The 16,915-nt window shown below is 67.1% G+C and carries 10 protein-coding genes; 5 read left to right on the top strand and 5 right to left on the bottom strand.

Annotated elements, in window-relative coordinates; genetic code table 11:
• Positions 1-20: 20 nt before the first annotated feature.
• The 3 genes from ACTIF6_RS19155 to ACTIF6_RS19145 are packed head-to-tail and all read left to right on the top strand — an operon-like array spanning position 21 to position 2,663.
• The gene (locus ACTIF6_RS19155) at positions 21-857 is read left to right on the top strand and encodes an alpha/beta fold hydrolase (RefSeq protein ID WP_439589524.1); all 837 of its coding nucleotides are present in this window, start codon (positions 21-23) and stop codon (positions 855-857) included.
• On the top strand, positions 854-1,795 hold the full coding sequence (locus ACTIF6_RS19150) for a Bug family tripartite tricarboxylate transporter substrate binding protein (RefSeq protein ID WP_439589523.1): 942 nt from the start codon (positions 854-856) through the stop codon (positions 1,793-1,795). The genes ACTIF6_RS19155 and ACTIF6_RS19150 overlap by 4 nt, the downstream gene beginning before the upstream one ends.
• A gap of 7 nt (positions 1,796-1,802) precedes the next feature.
• Entirely contained in the window at positions 1,803-2,663 is an 861-nt protein-coding gene (locus ACTIF6_RS19145) for a fumarylacetoacetate hydrolase family protein (RefSeq protein ID WP_439589522.1), read from the top strand.
• 42 nt (positions 2,664-2,705) lie between these two features.
• On the opposite strand, the gene purL is transcribed toward ACTIF6_RS19145, so the two are convergent.
• The gene (gene purL, locus ACTIF6_RS19140) at positions 2,706-6,713 is read right to left on the bottom strand and encodes a phosphoribosylformylglycinamidine synthase (protein ID WP_439589521.1); all 4,008 of its coding nucleotides are present in this window, start codon (positions 6,711-6,713) and stop codon (positions 2,706-2,708) included.
• A gap of 127 nt (positions 6,714-6,840) precedes the next feature.
• Between purL and map the strand changes: the two genes are divergently transcribed.
• On the top strand, positions 6,841-7,671 hold the full coding sequence (map, locus tag ACTIF6_RS19135) for a type I methionyl aminopeptidase (RefSeq protein WP_439589520.1): 831 nt from the start codon (positions 6,841-6,843) through the stop codon (positions 7,669-7,671).
• Between the two features lie 4 nt (positions 7,672-7,675).
• On the top strand, positions 7,676-10,366 hold the full coding sequence (locus tag ACTIF6_RS19130) for a [protein-PII] uridylyltransferase (protein WP_439589519.1): 2,691 nt from the start codon (positions 7,676-7,678) through the stop codon (positions 10,364-10,366).
• Between the two features lie 5 nt (positions 10,367-10,371).
• On the opposite strand, the gene ACTIF6_RS19125 is transcribed toward ACTIF6_RS19130, so the two are convergent.
• The 4 genes from ACTIF6_RS19125 to def all read right to left on the bottom strand — a co-directional run bounded on the left by ACTIF6_RS19125 (position 10,372) and on the right by def (position 16,727).
• The gene (locus ACTIF6_RS19125) at positions 10,372-13,524 is read right to left on the bottom strand and encodes an efflux RND transporter permease subunit (protein ID WP_439589518.1); all 3,153 of its coding nucleotides are present in this window, start codon (positions 13,522-13,524) and stop codon (positions 10,372-10,374) included.
• 10 nt (positions 13,525-13,534) lie between these two features.
• Positions 13,535-14,650, bottom strand: a complete 1,116-nt coding sequence (locus ACTIF6_RS19120; protein ID WP_439589517.1) for an efflux RND transporter periplasmic adaptor subunit — start codon at positions 14,648-14,650, stop codon at positions 13,535-13,537.
• Positions 14,647-16,077, bottom strand: coding sequence for an efflux transporter outer membrane subunit (locus tag ACTIF6_RS19115; RefSeq protein WP_439589516.1), 1,431 nt, complete (start codon positions 16,075-16,077; stop codon positions 14,647-14,649). The genes ACTIF6_RS19120 and ACTIF6_RS19115 overlap by 4 nt, the downstream gene beginning before the upstream one ends.
• Before the next feature lie 110 nt (positions 16,078-16,187).
• Positions 16,188-16,727, bottom strand: coding sequence for a peptide deformylase (gene def, locus ACTIF6_RS19110; RefSeq protein ID WP_439589515.1), 540 nt, complete (start codon positions 16,725-16,727; stop codon positions 16,188-16,190).
• Positions 16,728-16,915 lie beyond the last annotated feature (188 nt).

The following is a 16,915-nucleotide window of genomic DNA, read 5'->3' as shown; positions in this document are numbered from 1 at the left end:
AACAAAACCAAGGAGTCCTCATGTCCCGCTTCGATCCGACGGCATTGCCGGATCACCAGATCACCAACGACGGCGGTGCCGTCACCGTCTACCTGCTGCACGGCATCTACGGGTCGAAGGACTATTGGCGACCGCTCACGCGGCAGCTGGTCGATGCCGGGTACCGTGTGATCGCCTGGGATGCGCCCGGGTACGGCCTGTCGGCGCTGCCCGAAGCGCAAAGCTTCGACGTCGTGGCCGAAGCCGGCGCACGCCTGATCCGGGCGACTGCGCGCGAGCGCAACGTGGTGTTCGGCCACAGCATGGGCGGTCAGATCACGCCGCGCGTGCTGTTGAAGGTCGGTGACCAGGTGCAGGCCGCCGTCATCACCGCAACCATCGGCTATTTCGGCAACCGAACGCCCGAAGAGCAGGCCGAATTCGTGCGCACCCGCTCCAGGCCACTGCCGCCAGGCACCGACCCGCGCGAAGCCACGCTGGCGGTGGTCAACGGCATGTTCGGCCCAGGTGCGGCCGGACCCGAGGTCGACCTGGTGCGCGACGTGGCGATGCAGACCGCGCCCGCCACCGTGCAGGCTTCCGTGCGCGCGGTGCAGGCTTATGCCGACGAGGACGCAGTGGCCGCGCTGCGGGCCGTCCGCGTACCCACGCTGTTGGTGGCTGGCGAGGTCGACATGGTCGGCCATCCCGAAGGCATGCGCCGCGTGGCCGCCATGATCGAGAAGTCCGAGTTCTCGGTCATCCCGGGCAGCGGCCACTATCCCTGGGCGGAGAACACGGCTGTGTTCACGCCACGCCTGCTGCAGTTCCTGCAGCGCCATGTTCCCATCAACGAAACATTCCCGGAGTCCGCATGAAGAAGTTCACCATCGCGCTGCTGGCCGCCAGCTTCGCTGCCGCCGTGCCAGCACAGGCGACATTTCCCTCCAAGCCCGTGACGCTGGTGATCCCGTTCTCGGCCGGTGGGCCGGCGGACATCATTGCGCGCACCATCGCGCCCAGGCTTCAGCAGGAGTTGGGCCAGCCCATCGTCATCGACAACCGTGGCGGAGGCAACGGCAACATCGCCCATGCGATGGTGGCGCGCGCGCCGGCCGACGGTCACACACTGGTCTATGTGGCGGCCGGCATCGTCACGAACCCGTCGCTGTTTTCAGGGCCGATGGTCGACCCGTTCAAGGAGCTCGCACCGGTGGCGCAGCTCACCACGCAGTCCTACGTGCTGCTGGCGCATCCATCGTTCAAGCCACGCACGCTGGCCGAATTGCTGGCCGAGGCGGGTCGCCGTCCGGTGACTTGCGCGTCGGGCGGCGCGCTGCCGTCCTTTGGCTGCGACTGGCTGCGCTCGATCTCGGGCAAGGACGTGGTGCATGTGCGCTACAAGGGCACGCAGGCCCTGACGGACCTGATGGGTGGTCATGTGGACACCATGATCGATCTCTTCAACACCGCGCTGCCGCAGATCCGCTCGGGCGCCGTTCGGCCCATCGCCCTCACGCGAGGCGAGCGCGGCCAGCCGCTGCCGGATCTGGAAGTGTTTTCGGAAACCCTGCCTGGCTTCGTTCTGGAAGGGTGGCACGGCATCATGGCGCCAGCCGGCACGCCCCCTGAGCGCATCGAACGCCTGAACGCGGCTTTCGCCCGGGCGCTGGCCGACGCCGACGTGCGCTCGCGCATCAGCGAAAGTTACATTGACGTCACGCCCAAGTCGGCCGCCGAGTTCGGCAAGGTGCTGCGGCAGGACTTCGACAAGTACGCCCGCATCGTTCGCGATGCCGGCATCAAGCCCCAGTGAGGATGGCATGCGACTGATCTCTTTTCTGGATGCACAAGGCCGTCGCCGCCTGGGCGCGCAGCTCGGCGATGAGGTCGCCGATCTCACGGCCATCGGCTTGCCCGACACCCTGGACGAGGTGCTGCGCACAGGCGCACTCGACGCGGCGCGTGAGGCCGCAGGCAAGGCACCGCGCGTGTCACTGGCCACGGTGCGCCACTTGCCACCCGTGACCCTGCCGGCCAAGGCCTTTGCGATCGGCCTCAACTACCTGGACCATGCGGCCGAGAGCAATTTCAGCCCTCCCCAACACCCGGTGATTTTTCACCGCTTCCCCAGCTCCTGGGTCGCGCACGAAGCCCCGATCGTTCGTCCGCGGGTGTCGACACATTTCGATTTCGAGGCCGAGTTGGTCGCGGTCATCGGCAAGCCAGGTCGCGCCATCTCCCGCGAACGGGCACTTGATCACGTGGCCGGCTATTCGTTGTTCAATGACGGGTCGATACGCGACCACCAGTTCCGCTCGACGCAATGGTTGATGGGCAAGAACTTCGATGCGACCGGTGGCTTTGGTCCCGCCTTCGTGAGCGCCGATGAACTGCCGCCCGGCGCCACGTCTTTGCAGCTCACCGGGCGCCTGAACGGCCAGGTGGTGCAACAGGCCAACACGCGCGACATGATCTTCGACGTGGCCACGCTGGTGGCCGCCTGTTCCGAGGCGATGGCACTGCAGCCGGGCGACCTGATCATCACCGGCACGCCCGCGGGCGTGGGCTTCGCGCGCAAGCCGCCGCTGTGGATGAAGGCCGGCGATGTGTTCGAGGTCGAACTCGAGGGCGTGGGGATTCTGCGCAACCCGGTCATCGACGAATTGCCGACGCCAGGCTGAACTCAACCCCGTGGGGGAACGGCTCGGCGTTGTCGTCCGGGTTCAACCCACCCACTGGCGGGCGTTGTGCCACAGCCGCATCCAGCCGCTGTGGGCCGACCGGTCCTGGTCGGTCCAGCTCATCTGGATGTTGCGGAACACGCGCTCGGGGTGTGGCATCAGGGCCGTGAAACGACCGTCGGCCGTGGTGACCGCGGTGAGGCCGCCCGGGCTGCCGTTGGGGTTGAACGGGTAGGCCTCGGTGGCGGCGCCGGTGTTGTCGGTGAAGCGCATGGCGGCGATCACCTTCGACGCATCGCCCCGGTGGCGGAAGTTGGCGTAGCCCTCGCCGTGTGCCACGGCGATGGGCATGCGCGTGCCCGCCATGCCCTGGAAAAAGAGGCTGGGCGATTCCAGCACTTCCACCAGCGAGAGGCGCGCCTCGAAGCGCTCGCTCTGGTTGGTGGTGAATCGCGGCCAGGCTTCGGCGCCGGGAATGATGTCGGCCAGTTCGGCGAACATCTGGCAGCCGTTGCAGACGCCCAGGCCGAAGGTGTCGGTGCGGGCGAAGAAGGCCTGGAACTGTTCGGACAGGCCCGCGTTGAAAGTGATGCTGCGCGCCCAGCCGATGCCCGCGCCCAGCGTGTCGCCGTAGCTGAAACCGCCGCACGCCACCACGCCCTTGAAGTCGGCCAGCTTCGCGCGGCCGGTCTGCAGGTCGGTCATGTGCACGTCGAAGGCCTCGAAACCCGCCTGGGTGAAGGCGTAGGCCATCTCCACATGGGAGTTCACCCCCTGCTCGCGCAGGATGGCCACCCGGGGGCGCGCGAGGTTCAGGAACGGCGCGGCCACGTTGTCGCTGGCATCGAAGCTCAACTTCGTGTGCAGGCCGGGATCGGCGGGTTGACCGGCGGTGGCGTGTTCGGCATCGGCGCAGGCGGGGTTGTCGCGCTGCTGGTTGATCTTCCAGCTCACGCTGTCCCACACCTGCTGCAGGTCGAACAGGCTGGCCGAGAACACGGCCTTGGTGTCGCGCCAGACCTGCAACTGGCCCTTGCCCGCGTCCATGGTGGACCTGGCCGGGCGGGTCTTGCCCACGAAGTGGCTGTGTTTGGAAAGCCCGTGCTCGCGCAGGGTCTGCATCACCGCGTTGCGGTCTTCGGTCTTCACCTGCAGCAGCACGCCCAGTTCTTCGCTGAACAGCGCCTTGAGCGTGAGCTCCTCGCGCCGCGCGCTGACCTGGCCGGCCCAGTTCTTGGCGTCGCCCATTTCGGCGCGGCTGTCGCTGATGCCATCGCCTTCGGTGACGAGCAGGTCGACGTTGAGTGCCACGCCCACATGGCCCGCGAAGGCCATCTCGGCGGCGGCGGCCAGCAGGCCACCGTCGCTGCGGTCGTGGTACGCCAGGATCTGGCCGCTGGCGCGCAGGGCGTTCACGGCATTGACCAGGCTGATCAGGTCCTGCGGGTCGTCCAGATCGGGCACCTCGCCGCCGCCCTGCCCCAGCGCCTGGGCCAGCACGCTGCCACCCATGCGGTGCAGGCCTTTGCCGAGGTCGATCAGCACCAGCGTGGTGTCTTCCAGCGTGGCATCGAGTTGCGGCGTCAGCGTGCCGCGCACGTCGGCCAGCGTGGCGAAGGCGCTGACGATCAGGCTCACCGGCGAGGTGACCTTCTTCGTCTCGCCGCCCTCTTTCCACTGCGTGCGCATGGACAGGCTGTCCTTGCCCACAGGGATGGAAATACCCAGTGCCGGGCAGAGTTCCATGCCGACGGCTTTCACCGTTTCATACAGCGCGGCGTCTTCGCCCGGTTCACCGCAGGCGGCCATCCAGTTGGCCGAGAGCTTCACGCGCGGCAGTTCGATGGGTGCGGCCAGCAGGTTGGTGATGGCCTCAGCCACCGCCATGCGGCCCGAGGCGGCGGCATCGAGTGCGGCCAGCGGCGTGCGCTCGCCCATGCTCATGGCCTCGCCCGCGAAGCCCTTGAAATCGGCGAGCGTCACAGCGCAGTCGGCCACCGGCACCTGCCAGGGACCGACCATCTGGTCGCGGTGCGAGAGGCCACCCACGGTGCGGTCGCCGATGGTGACGAGGAAGCGCTTGGAGGCCACGGTCGGGTGGCTGAGCACGTCGATCACCGCCTTCTGCAGGTCGACGCCCGTGAGGTCCAGCGGCGCGGGTGTGCGCACGACGGCCTTCACGTCGCGGTGCATCTTGGGCGGCTTGCCCAGCAGCACGTTCATCGGCATGTCGACCGGGCTTTGTGCGCCCTTGTCTTCGAGCATCAGCCGGCGTTCTTCCGTCGCCACGCCGATCACGGCGAACGGGCAGCGCTCGCGCTCGCAGAAGGCCTTGAAGATATCCAGCGACTCGGGAGCGATCGCCAGCACGTAGCGTTCCTGGCTTTCGTTGCACCAGATCTCCTTGGGCGCCAGGCCACTTTCTTCCAGCGGCACGGCGCGCAGGTCGAAGCGCGCGCCGCGTCCGGCGTCGTTGGTGAGTTCGGGGAAGGCGTTCGAGAGGCCGCCCGCACCCACATCATGGATCGCCAGGATGGGGTTGTTCGCGCCCTGCTGCCAGCAGTGGTTGATGACCTCCTGCGCGCGGCGCTCGATCTCGGGATTGCCTCGCTGCACCGAGTCGAAATCCAGCGAGGCCGCGTTGGTGCCGGTGGCCATGGAGCTGGCCGCACTGCCGCCCATGCCGATCTTCATGCCCGGGCCGCCAAGCTGGATGAGCAGCGAGCCGGCGGGGAACTCGATCTTCCTGGTCTGGGTCGCGTCGATCACGCCGACACCGCCGGCGATCATGATGGGCTTGTGGTAGCCACGCTGCACGCCATCCACCGCCAGTTCGTATTCGCGGAAGTAGCCCAGCAGGTTGGGCCGGCCGAACTCGTTGTTGAAGGCCGCACCGCCGAGAGGTCCCTCGGTCATGATCTGCAGCGGGCTGGCGATGTGCTCGGGCTTGCCGCCCGGCTGGTCGCTCAGGCCGCCCCAGAGCTTGCCCACGGTAAAGCCGGTGAGACCAGCCTTGGGCTTGGAGCCACGTCCGGTCGCGCCCTCGTCGCGGATCTCGCCGCCCGCGCCGGTGGAAGCGCCGGGGAACGGGGAGATCGCGGTCGGGTGGTTGTGGGTTTCCACCTTCATCAGCACGTGGTGCGTCGCCGTTTCTGCTGCGTAGGCCGGCGAAGCACTGCCACCGGCACGCGCCACGAAGCGTTCGACCTGGCTGCCTTCCATGATGGAGGCGTTGTCCGAATAGGCCACCACGGTGTGCTGCGGCGCCAGCTGGTGGGTGTGGCGGATCATGCCGAACAGGCTCTTGTCCTGCGCCACACCGTCGATGGTGAACTGGGCATTGAAGATCTTGTGGCGGCAATGCTCGCTGTTGGCCTGCGCGAACATCATCAGCTCGACGTCGGTCGGGTTGCGCTTCAAGCCGTTGAAGGCGGTCACCAGGTAGTCGATCTCGTCATCGGCCAGTGCCAGGCCCCAGTCGGTGTTGGCCCGCTCCAGCGCCGAACGGCCTCCGCCCAGCACGTCCACCTGCTCCATGGCCGAGGGGTGCAGCTCGGTGAACAGCGCTTCTGCCTGCCCGCGGTCGAGCGAGACGTTTTCCGTCATGCGGTCGTGCAGCAGATCGGCCACGGCGCGCAGCTGGTGCTGAGAGAGGCTGGCCTTGCCCAGCAGGCCGGACTTGAGGCCGATGCGGTACTCCACCAGACGCTCCACCCGTCGCAGGGCGAAGCCGCAGTTGTGGGCGATGTCGGTGGCCTTGGAAGCCCAGGGCGACACCGTGCCCAGGCGGGGCATGACCAGCAGGGCCGGCGCCGCGGCTTTCTCCAGCGCCAGATGGGCTTCGGTGCAGGGTTCGCCGTAGGTGAGCAATTCACCCAGGCGCTGCACCGTGGCCGCGTCGGGCTCGCCATCGAAGGCAGCGATATGCACGAAGCGGGCCGAGAGGCTGGTGATCTTGTCGGAAATGCCCGCGAGTCGGGGCAGGATTTGCTGGACTTTGAAGCCGCTGATGGCGACGCCGCCGTCGAAAGTGCGCAGGTGCAGGGACACGTTGGGAGCCTGAGGTGCGTTGACCCGGTGGGCCCGGGTGGAAAACCCGGCATTTTACCCGGCCGCCCCCATGGGCTTGCCCGCCAGAGGTGCCGTCGCGGCAGGGCAGATGGGATAATCGCGCCCCATGAGCATCACCTACAAAGACGAGGCCGGCATCGCGGGCATGCGCACGGCCTGCCGGCTGGCTTCCGAAGTGCTGGACTACCTCACACCGCTGATCCAGCCGGGTGTGACCACGCTCGAGATCGACCGCCTGGCGGCCGAATTCATGAAACAGCAGGGCACCGTGTCGGCCACCATCGGCTACCAGCCACAGGGCTACCCGCCCTACCCGGGCCACCTTTGCACCTCCGTCAACCACGTGGTCTGCCACGGCATCCCGAACGAGAAGCCGCTCAAGAAGGGCGACATCCTCAATGTGGACGTGACCGTCATCAAGGACGGCTGGTTTGGCGACAACAGCCGCATGTTCCTGATCGGTGGTCCGGCGGCCTGCTCGGTGCAGGCGCGCCGCCTCAGCCAGGTGACTTTCGAGGCCATGTGGAAGGGCATCGTCATGGTGCGACCCGGCATCCGCCTGGGCGACATCGGCCATGCCATCCAGACCTTTGCCGAAGGCAACGGCTTCTCGGTGGTGCGCGAGTTCTGCGGCCACGGCATCGGCCAGAAGTTCCATGAAGATCCCCAGGTCCTGCACTACGGCCGCCCGGGCACGCTCGAGGAACTCAAGCCCGGCATGACCTTCACCATCGAGCCCATGATCAACGCCGGCAAGCGCGACATCAAGGAACAGGGCGACGGTTGGACCATCGTCACGCGCGACCGTTCCCTCTCCGCGCAATGGGAACACACGGTGCTGGTCACCGACACCGGCTACGAGGTGCTCACCCTGTCCGCCGGCAGCCCTGCCGTGCCCGACTTCGTGACGCCCCCGGCCGCGGTCGCGGTCGCCTGACTTCATGACCGTCGCCGCCACGCCCTCGAGCCTGGGCGACCTCGGCACGCTGCGGCTCGAGTACCGCAGCAACAAGGCTGCCCTGCTGACCCGGCTCGGTGTCCAGGGCTCCTCCACCCGCGGCGTGCGCAAGGCCCTGCAGGACCTTTCCCGCCTGACCGACCAGACCCTGCGTGAACTCTGGGCGCTCGCGGACTTCGGTCCCGGTTTCTCGCTGGTGGCGGTGGGCGGCTACGGGCGCGGCGAGCTGTTTCCGTTTTCCGATGTCGACGTGCTGGTGCTGCTGCCCGATGGCAGCCAGCCCGACACGGACGCGGCGCTCAAGGCCCGGCTGGAGTCGTTCATCGGCGCCTGCTGGGACCTGGGGCTGGAGATCGGCTCCAGCGTGCGCACCATTGGCGACTGCGTGTCCGAGGCGTCCAAGGACGTGACCGTGCAGACCTCGCTGCTGGAATGCCGGCTGATCGCCGGCAGCAAGAATGCCTTTGCGCGCCTGGTCAGCGATCTCGGCGAAGCCATGGACCCCAAGGCCTTCTTCGTCGCCAAGACTCTGGAGATGCGCCAGCGCCACACCAAGTTCGAGAACACGCCCTACTCGCTCGAACCGAATTGCAAGGAGTCGCCCGGCGGCCTGCGCGACCTGCAGATCATCCTGTGGGTGTCCAAGGCCGCGGGCCTGGGCCGCAGCTGGGACGAGCTGGCCCGCAAGGGTCTGGCCACGCCGCTGGAAGCGCGCCAGATCAAGGCCAACGAGGCCCTGCTCAGCCTGATCCGCGCACGCCTGCACCTGCTGGCCAACCGCCGCGAGGACCGGCTGGTGTTTGACCTGCAGACCGCGGTGGCCGAGTCGTTCGGCTTCAAGGCGCAGGTGCCCGGCACCGCGCGCGGCACGCGCCGGGCCAGCGAAGCGCTGATGAAGCGCTATTACTGGGCCGCGAAGGCGGTGACGCAGCTCAACCAGATCCTGCTGCTCAACATCCAGGAGCGCCTGCGCAGCGACGTGGCCGGCGTGGACCGCCTGCGCCCGCTCAACGAGCGCTTCTTCGACAAGGCCGGCATGCTCGAGGTGGCGAGCGACAACCTGTATGTGCAGCAGCCGCATGCCATTCTGGAGACCTTCCACCTCTACCAGACCACCGTGGGCATCAAGGGCCTGTCGGCGCGCACCCTGCGCGCGCTGTACAACGCCCGCCCGGTGATGAACGCGCGCTTTCGCGCCGACCCGGTCAACCGCGCGCTGTTCCTGAAGATCCTGCAGGAACCCGAGGGCATCACGCATGCCATCCGGCTGATGAACCAGACCTCGGTGCTCGGGCGCTACCTCTGGGTGTTCCGCCACATCGTCGGCCAGATGCAGCACGACCTGTTCCACGTCTACACCGTGGACCAGCACATCCTGATGGTGCTGCGCAACGTGCGCCGTTTCTTCATCGCCGAACACTCGCACGAATACCCGTTCTGCTCGCAGCTCGCAGCCGGCTGGGACAAGCCGTGGATCTTCTACATCGCGGCGATCTTCCACGACATCGCCAAAGGACGCGGCGGCGACCATTCCGAACTGGGTGCGCGCGACGTGCGCACGTTCTGCCGCCAGCACGGCATCGCGCGTGAAGACTGCAGGCTCATCGAGTTTCTGGTGGCCGAACACCTGACCATGAGCCGCATGGCGCAGAAGGAAGACCTGAGCGATCCGGACGTGATCTCGGCCTTTGCGAAACGCGTGGGGAACGAGCGCTACCTCACGGCCCTGTACCTGCTGACGGTGGCCGACATTCGCGGCACCAGCCCCAAGGTTTGGAACGCCTGGAAGGGCAAGCTGCTGGAAGACCTGTACCGCTACACGCTGCGCGCCCTCGGCGGCCGCGCGCCCGACCCCGGCGCCGTGATCGAAGGCCGCAAGCGCGAAGCACTGTCCATGCTGGCCCTGCATGCCCTGCCCCACCAGGCGCACAAGGCGCTGTGGGACACGCTGGACGTGAGCTATTTCATGCGCCACCAGGCGGACGAGATCGCCTGGCACACGCGCGTGCTCACGCGCCAGATCGCGCAGAGCGCCGCTCAGCAGGCGAAAAATCCAGCGCCCGCAACGGTCGAGGGCGCACCCGCGACGATCGACAAATGCATCGTGCGTGCCCGCCTCTCGCCCGAGGGTGAAGGCCTGCAGGTGCTGGTGTACGCGCCCGACCAGCACGATCTGTTCGCCCGCATCTGCGGCTATTTCGACAGCTCGCACTTCAGCATTCTGGACGCGCGTGTGCACACCACGCGCGATGGCCATGCGCTGGACACCTTCCAGGTGGTGGCGCCGTCGTTGTCGGAGCACTACCGGGAACTGATCGCCATGGTGGAAAACAACCTGGCCCGCACCATCGACGAGCGCGGCCCGCTGCCCCCACCCACCAAGGGCCGCATTTCGCGCCGGGTCAGGAGTTTTCCGGTGACGCCGCGCGTGGATCTGCGGCCGGACGAGAAGGCGCAGCGCTGGCTGCTGTCGGTCTCGGCGAGCGACCGCGCCGGCCTGCTCTACGGCATCACGCGGGTACTGGCGCGCAACGACATCAGCGTGCAGCTGGCCAAGATCACCACACTGGGTGAGCGCGTGGAAGACACCTTCCTCATCAGCGGCGCGCAACTGCAGATGAACAAGCGGCAGATCGAGATCGAGACCGAGTTGCTGGAGACCTTGGAAGGGTGAACCGGCTAGGCGCGAACGGTTTCCGTGGACGGAGGCGCGTCCGACTTGCGCCGGAAAAGACCGGAGAACCAGTTCGACACGTCGTCCACGATGGTGAACACCGCCGGAATCACCAGCAGGCTCAGGAAGGTCGACGTGATCAGGCCGCCGATCACCGCCACCGCCATCGGTGAACGGAAGCTTCCGTCGGCCGCACCCCAGCCGATCGCGATCGGCATCATGCCCGCGCCCATTGCGATGGTCGTCATCACGATCGGCCGGGCCCGCTTGTGGCAGGCGTCGAGGATGGCGTCCAGGCGCGACATGCCGTGCAGGCGGCGCGCCTCGATGGCGTACTCCACCAGCAGGATGGAGTTCTTCGTCGCCACCCCCATCAGCATGATCAGGCCGATCAGCGAAGGCATGGAGAAACTCTTGTTGGCCAGCAGCAGGCCCACGAATGCGCCACCCAGCGACAGGGGCAGCGCCGCCAGGATGGTGAACGGGTGCAGGAAGGCCTTGAACAGCAGCACCAGCACGATGTAGATGCACAGCACACCGGTGAGCATCGCCAGGCCGAAGCTGGCGAACAGCTCGCCCTGCACTTCGGCGTCGCCAATCTCCAGCACCGACACACCCGGTGGCAACTGGCTCATGCTGGGCAGGCGCATCACGGCGTTTTTCATGTCGCCCAGTGCGATGCCCGCCAGCTCGACCTCGAAGTTGATGTTGCGCGAACGGTCGTAGCGGTCGATCACGGCCGGGCCGCCGCCGAAATCGAGATGTGCCACGTGCTCCAGCATCACGGGACCGCGCGCGCCCGGCACGGCCAGGCGGCGCAGCACGTCCAGGTCGTGGCGCGCGCCGACGTCGAGCTTGACCACGATGGGAATCTGCCGTTGCGGCAGGTTCATCTTGGGCAGCAGGTTGTCGTAGTCGCCCACCGTGGCGATGCGCAGCGTCTCGGCGATGGCCGAGCTGGTGACGCCGAGTTCGGCCGCGCGCGCCAGATCGGGCGTGACGATGATCTCGGTGCGCACCAGCGCTGCCGTGGACTGGATGCTGCCCACGCCCTGGATGGTGCGCAGGTCGCGCTCGATGGCACGCGCCGCGGTGCTCAGGGCGTGCGCGTCGCTGCCGGTGAGCGTGAGGATGTATTTCTCACCCGAACCGCCCAGCCCCACCTTGCTGCGCACGCCGGGCAGGTTCGACATCGCGTCGCGGATCTGGTTCTCGATGCCCTGCTTGCGTGGACGTTCGCCGCGCGGGTCGAGCTGGATGGTCAGCGCCGCCTTGCGCGATTCGGCCGCGCCCTGAGGCGCGAACGGATCGGAGCCTGCGGTGCCCGAGCCGATGGTGGTGTAGACGGAGCGCACATGCGGCACCGCGGCCACCAGCAGGCGCGCGCGTTCGGCCGTGGCCACGGTCTGCTCCAGCGTGGCGCCGGGTGAGAGCTCGAGGAACACCTGCGTCTGCGAGTTGTCATCGGGCGGGATGAAGCCCTGCGGCAGCAGCGGAATGAGCATCAGCGAGCCGATGAAGAACAGGCCCGCCCCCAGGCTGGTGATCCAGCGGTGCTTGATGCACCAGCGCGCCCAGTTCTGGTAGGTGTTCAGCCAGGCAGGTTCTTCCTGGTTCTGCGACCAGCGCCAGAAGCCGCGCGAGACCGGGTTGGAGTCGACCCAGCGGGGCATGTCCTTCTTGATGAAGGGCTTGAGGATGTAGGCCGCCATCATGGGCGTGAGCGCGCGCGCCACCACCAGGGAGGCGAACACCGCGAGCGAAGCCGTCCAGCCGAACTGCTTGAAGAACTTGCCCGGGATGCCCGCCATGAAGGCGGTGGGCAGGAACACCGCGATCAGCGTGAAGGTGGTGGCGATCACGGCCAGGCCGATCTCGTCGGCCGCCTCCATGGCAGCCTGGTATGGCGTCTTGCCCATGCGCATGTGGCGCACGATGTTCTCCACTTCCACGATCGCATCGTCCACCAGGATGCCGATCACCAGCGAGAGCGCGAGCAGCGTCACCACGTTGATGGTGAACCCGAGGTAGTACATGCCAATGAAGGCCGGAATGGCCGACAGGGGCAGCGCCACGGCAGACACGAAGGTGGCGCGGATGTCGCGCAGAAACAGCCAGACCACCAGCACGGCGAGCAAGGCGCCTTCGTACAGCAGGGTCATGGAAGCGTCGAACTCTTCCTTCACCGGCGTCACGAAGTCGAACGACTCCGTGATGTGCAGGTCGGTGCGCTGGGCGCGCAGTTCGTCCAGCTTTGCGCGCACACCGTTGCCCACCTCGATTTCGCTGGCACCCCGGCTGCGCGCCACCTCGAAGCCCACCACGGGCTTGCCATCGAGGAAGGCGGCCGCCGTGGGTTCGGCCACGGTGTCGCGCACCTCGGCCACCTGGTCCAGGCGCACGCGCCGGCCATCGGTGAGCGAGATCTCCATGCCCGCCAGCGCCTCGGCCGAGGCGAGCTGTGACAGCGTGCGCAGGGGTTGCTGGCTGCCACCAAGGTCCACACGCCCGCCGGCACTCTCGATCTGCACCTTGGCCAGCTGGCGCGAGACATCCGTGGCGGTGGCGCCCAGGGCCTGCAGCTTGAGCGGGTCCAGCAGCACCTGCACCTCGCGGTCCACACCGCCGACGCGGTTGACCGCACCCACACCGGAGACGGACAGCAGCCGCTTGGACACCTCGTCATCGACGAACCATGAGAGGGCCTCGGCGTCCATCTTGTCTGAAGCCACGGTGAAAGCCAGTACCGCGCCGCCGGCCAGTTCCACCTTGCTGACGATGGGGTCGCGCAGGTCGGTGGGCAGCTCGCTGCGCACCTTGGTCACGGCCGAGCGCACGTCGTCCAGCGCCTCTTGCGTGTTCTTCTCGATGCGGAACTCGGCCGTGAGCGTGACCGTACCGTCCTGAACCTTGGTGTAGATGTGCTTGAGCCCCTGCAGCGAGGCCAGGCTGTTCTCGATGATGCGCGCGACATCGTTCTCGAGCTGGTTCGGCGAGGCACCCGGCAGGGCCGCCACCACCGTGATGGTGGGCAGGTCCAGGTCCGGGAAATTCTGCACCTTCATCTGCTTAAAGGAGAACAGGCCCGCCAGCGTCAGCATGACGAACAGCATCGCCGCCGGTATGGGGTTGCGGATGGACCAGGCGGAGACATTCATGGCCGCGACCTCACTGAACGACCTTCACGAGGTCGCCCTCGTTGAGGAAACCGGCCCCTTGCACCGCCACCGCTTCCTCCGGCTTCAGCCCTTCAAGCACCTCGACGCGCTCTTCCACCCGGCGCCCGGTCTGCACCTTGCGCTGGTTGGCCTTGCTCTGGTCGTCGACCACGAACACGTAGTTGCTGCCGTCACGCACCACGATGGCCTGGCTCGGCACGGTCAGCGCCTCGCTCTGTCCCAGGTCGAACTGGCCGCGGGCAAAGGTACCGGCCTTGAGTTCGGGATGGCGCGGCAGGTCGACGAACACCAGGATGTTGCGGGTCTGCGGGTCGGCCACTGGCGCGACGGCACGCACCTGCCCGCCGATTTCCAGCCCCGTGGCCGCCGTGATCTGCACTTTCTGGCCGATGCGGATGCGCCCGACCTCGTTGGGCGTGACCTCGCCGCGCCACTCCATCCGGCTCTGGCGCACCATGCGGAACAACTCCTGTCCAGCGCCCACCACCGCCCCGACGGTGGCAGCACGGGCGGAGATCACGCCATCGTCGGGCGCGAGCACGCGGGTGTTGCCCAGGCGCACCTCTGTCGCGCCAAAAGCGGCCTTGGCGGCCTCGAGCTGGGCGCGTGTCACCTTCTCCTGCGTCAGGTACTGTGCCACCTGTGCGCGTGACAGCGCGCCCGTGTCCTGGATCGAGCGCGCGCGGTCGGCATCGGCCTTGGCATTCTCGAAACTGGCCTCGGCCTGCATCAGGCTGGCCTGACTCTGCAGGCTGTCGGCCTTGGTGGTTTCGCTGGCGAACACGGCCAGCACCTGGCCTTTGCGCACCACGTCGCCCACATTCACGTTGACGGAGGCCAGTCGCAGGCCATTCACCTCGGCGCCCACGCTGGCTTCCTGCCAGGCGGTGATGTTGCCGTTGGCCTGCAACCGGATCGGCAGGTTGCCGCGCTCCGGCTTGGCCAGGGTGACCGTGAGCGATGGGCGTGGCGCAGCCTCAGCCGCGGGCGTCTCGGGCTCTGCGGGTTTGCGGATGAAGAAGACGAACACCACCAGAAGCACCAGGGCCAGGGCGATGGCCAGCCAGAGCCAGCGTTTGCGCGAAGGAGGAGAAACGGCGTTCATGATGGGTTTTTGAAAGCGTCGGGATGGTTCACGGGATCGAAGCCGCCACCCAGGGCGACGTAGAGGCGGATCCAGGCGTTGATGCGCTCCTGCTGCAGCGCCACCGCACTGCTGTCGGCAGCCAGCTTGAGGCGACGCGCTTCTTCCAGCTCGTTGAGGCTGGCCAGGCCCACGCGGTAACGGGCTTCCGTGGCCTGAAAGGATTGCCCGTAGCCCGCGACTGCGATGTCGGTGGAGGCCAGGCGCTCGCGCAGGCTCGCAATCAACACCAGCGACTGCTCCACTTCGGCCACGGCCTGGCGCAAGGTGCCGGCATAGGCCAGCGCAGCGGCCTCGTAGCGGGCCTGGGCGCTGTCGGTGTTGGCGCGCAGCGCATCGCGGCCCAGCAGCGGCAGGCTCAGCGTGATGGGGCCGATGGCCCAGGTGTTGAACGTGGCCTGCGTGCCGGCACCAGAAATGCGGTTGCGCAACAGGCTGCCCGAAAGCGAAAGCCCTGGGTACAGCGCGGCCTGCGCGACGCCCACGTCTTCACTCGCGGCCACCAGTTCGCGTTGTGCCCGGTACACATCGGGTCGCTGGCGCAACACCTCGGCCGGTACCGCGTTGACCGAAAGCATGTTGTCAAGGCGGTCCGATGCCAGCAGGGTCGGCAGTGCCGGAGCGCTCGCCAGTTGCTGGCGCAGTTCGGGTTCGGGCACACCCGTGAGTGCGACCAGCGACTTCACCTGCCGCTCGCAAAGTTCCGCTTGTGCCCGCTCGCGCGCCACACCCTCGGCGCCACTCGCGCGCGCCAGCGCAGCCACTGCGGGCGCCGTGAGCCCTGCGCGTTCGGACACCGCGTTGTTCTCGGCCGTCACGGCGCGCGAGTCGCGGTCGCGCGTGGCCACACCGAGCTGCTCGCGGCACAGGCGCTGGGCGAAATACAGTTCGGCGAGTTCGGCCGCCACCAGCACGCGGGCCTCGTGCCAGGCGGCACCTGATGCGTCCTGCCGCGCCTCTGCGCCACTGCGGCGCGCCTCGGTCTGGCCCCAAAGGCCGATCGCCCATGAAGCCTGCAAACCCGCGCTCAATTGCGTGCCCAGCGGAATGGCGGGATCGGTGATGCCGCGGGTGGCGTTGGCCACCAGGGAGGCTTGGGGGCCCGTCTCGGCCTCCACGCCCAGGCGGGCCGCGCGGGCGGCAAACACCTGCGCGCGCGCCTGAGCCACGGTGGGGCTCTGCGTCTGTGCACGGGCGATCCAGTCGGCAAGCACCGGGTCGTTGAACCGGCTCCACCAGGCGTCCAGTTCCTGGACGCTGCCCTGGTGTGCCAGGGGCGGTGCGTACCAGGACGGTGGCAGAGGGACGGCCAGGTCGGCCGGTGGCTTGGTAAGGCTGCAGGCGCTGAGGATCGCAGCACCTGCCAGCACGACAAGCTTGCGCTTCATGAAAGGTGATTCCCTGTTGCGTTTTGATCGGGCTTGACTCTATTCGATTTCAGCGTCCGAATATTTCAAACGCTTCTCGTTTTGTAACGGAGGCGCCAGCCTGTACGCGGTCAGTCGTCGTCCAGCGCGTCCAGCCCCGGAAACAGCACTTCGGTGAAACCGAATCGGGTGAAATCGCGCACCCGCATGGGGTAGAGCTTGCCCCAGAGGTGATCGCATTCGTGTTGCACCACGCGAGCATGAAAGCCCTCAGCCTCGCGGTCGATTGCCTGTCCACGTTCGTCGAATCCCTGGTAACGAATGCGGCGCCAGCGCGGCACCACACCCCGCATGCCCGGCACCGAAAGGCAGCCCTCCCAGTCCTCCTCTTCTTCATCGCCCAACGGGGTGATCACGGGGTTGACCAGCACGGTTCGCGGCACCACCGGGGCTGTGGGATAGCGCGGGTTCGGCAGGCCGCTGCCGAAGATCACCACCTGCAGATCCACCCCGATCTGCGGAGCTGCCAGGCCTGCGCCATTGGCCGCCTTCATGGTGTCCTGCAGGTCGGCCACCAGCTGGTGCAGCTCGGGCGTGTCGAAGTGCTTCACGGCTTGGGCCACGCGCAGCAGACGCGGGTCGCCCATCTTCAGGATGGTGTGGATGGTCATGGGAGTTGGCTTTTGAAGGGAAATGGGGGATGGTGCGCGAAGGGTGACGTGATGAATGTCTCATCATCTTGATAATTGAATTTGAATTAATGCCACCAGCACCATTGCATTGACGGGAAATTCCTTACGACTGAAAGGCCAAATGCGAGGGTGAGTAAAGTTTTCAATTTTCCATTTCAATCCAGTTT

The organism is Hydrogenophaga sp., assembly GCF_051860785.1.
Lineage (GTDB): Bacteria > Pseudomonadota > Gammaproteobacteria > Burkholderiales > Burkholderiaceae_C > Hydrogenophaga.
This window is presented reverse-complemented; position numbering and strand designations above follow the sequence as displayed.

What these genes read in the sequence shown, in the direction of transcription:
- ACTIF6_RS19150 (WP_439589523.1), top strand. Translation starts at nt 854, where the DNA reads ATGAAGAAGTTCACCATCGCGCTGCTGGCCGCCAGCTTCGCTGCCGCC.
- def (WP_439589515.1), bottom strand. Translation starts at nt 16,727, where the DNA reads ATGACCATCCACACCATCCTGAAGATGGGCGACCCGCGTCTGCTGCGC.
- ACTIF6_RS19145 (WP_439589522.1), top strand. Translation starts at nt 1,803, where the DNA reads ATGCGACTGATCTCTTTTCTGGATGCACAAGGCCGTCGCCGCCTGGGC.
- ACTIF6_RS19130 (WP_439589519.1), top strand. Translation starts at nt 7,676, where the DNA reads ATGACCGTCGCCGCCACGCCCTCGAGCCTGGGCGACCTCGGCACGCTG.
- ACTIF6_RS19155 (WP_439589524.1), top strand. Translation starts at nt 21, where the DNA reads ATGTCCCGCTTCGATCCGACGGCATTGCCGGATCACCAGATCACCAAC.
- ACTIF6_RS19115 (WP_439589516.1), bottom strand. Translation starts at nt 16,077, where the DNA reads ATGAAGCGCAAGCTTGTCGTGCTGGCAGGTGCTGCGATCCTCAGCGCC.
- ACTIF6_RS19120 (WP_439589517.1), bottom strand. Translation starts at nt 14,650, where the DNA reads ATGAACGCCGTTTCTCCTCCTTCGCGCAAACGCTGGCTCTGGCTGGCC.
- ACTIF6_RS19125 (WP_439589518.1), bottom strand. Translation starts at nt 13,524, where the DNA reads ATGAATGTCTCCGCCTGGTCCATCCGCAACCCCATACCGGCGGCGATG.
- map (WP_439589520.1), top strand. Translation starts at nt 6,841, where the DNA reads ATGAGCATCACCTACAAAGACGAGGCCGGCATCGCGGGCATGCGCACG.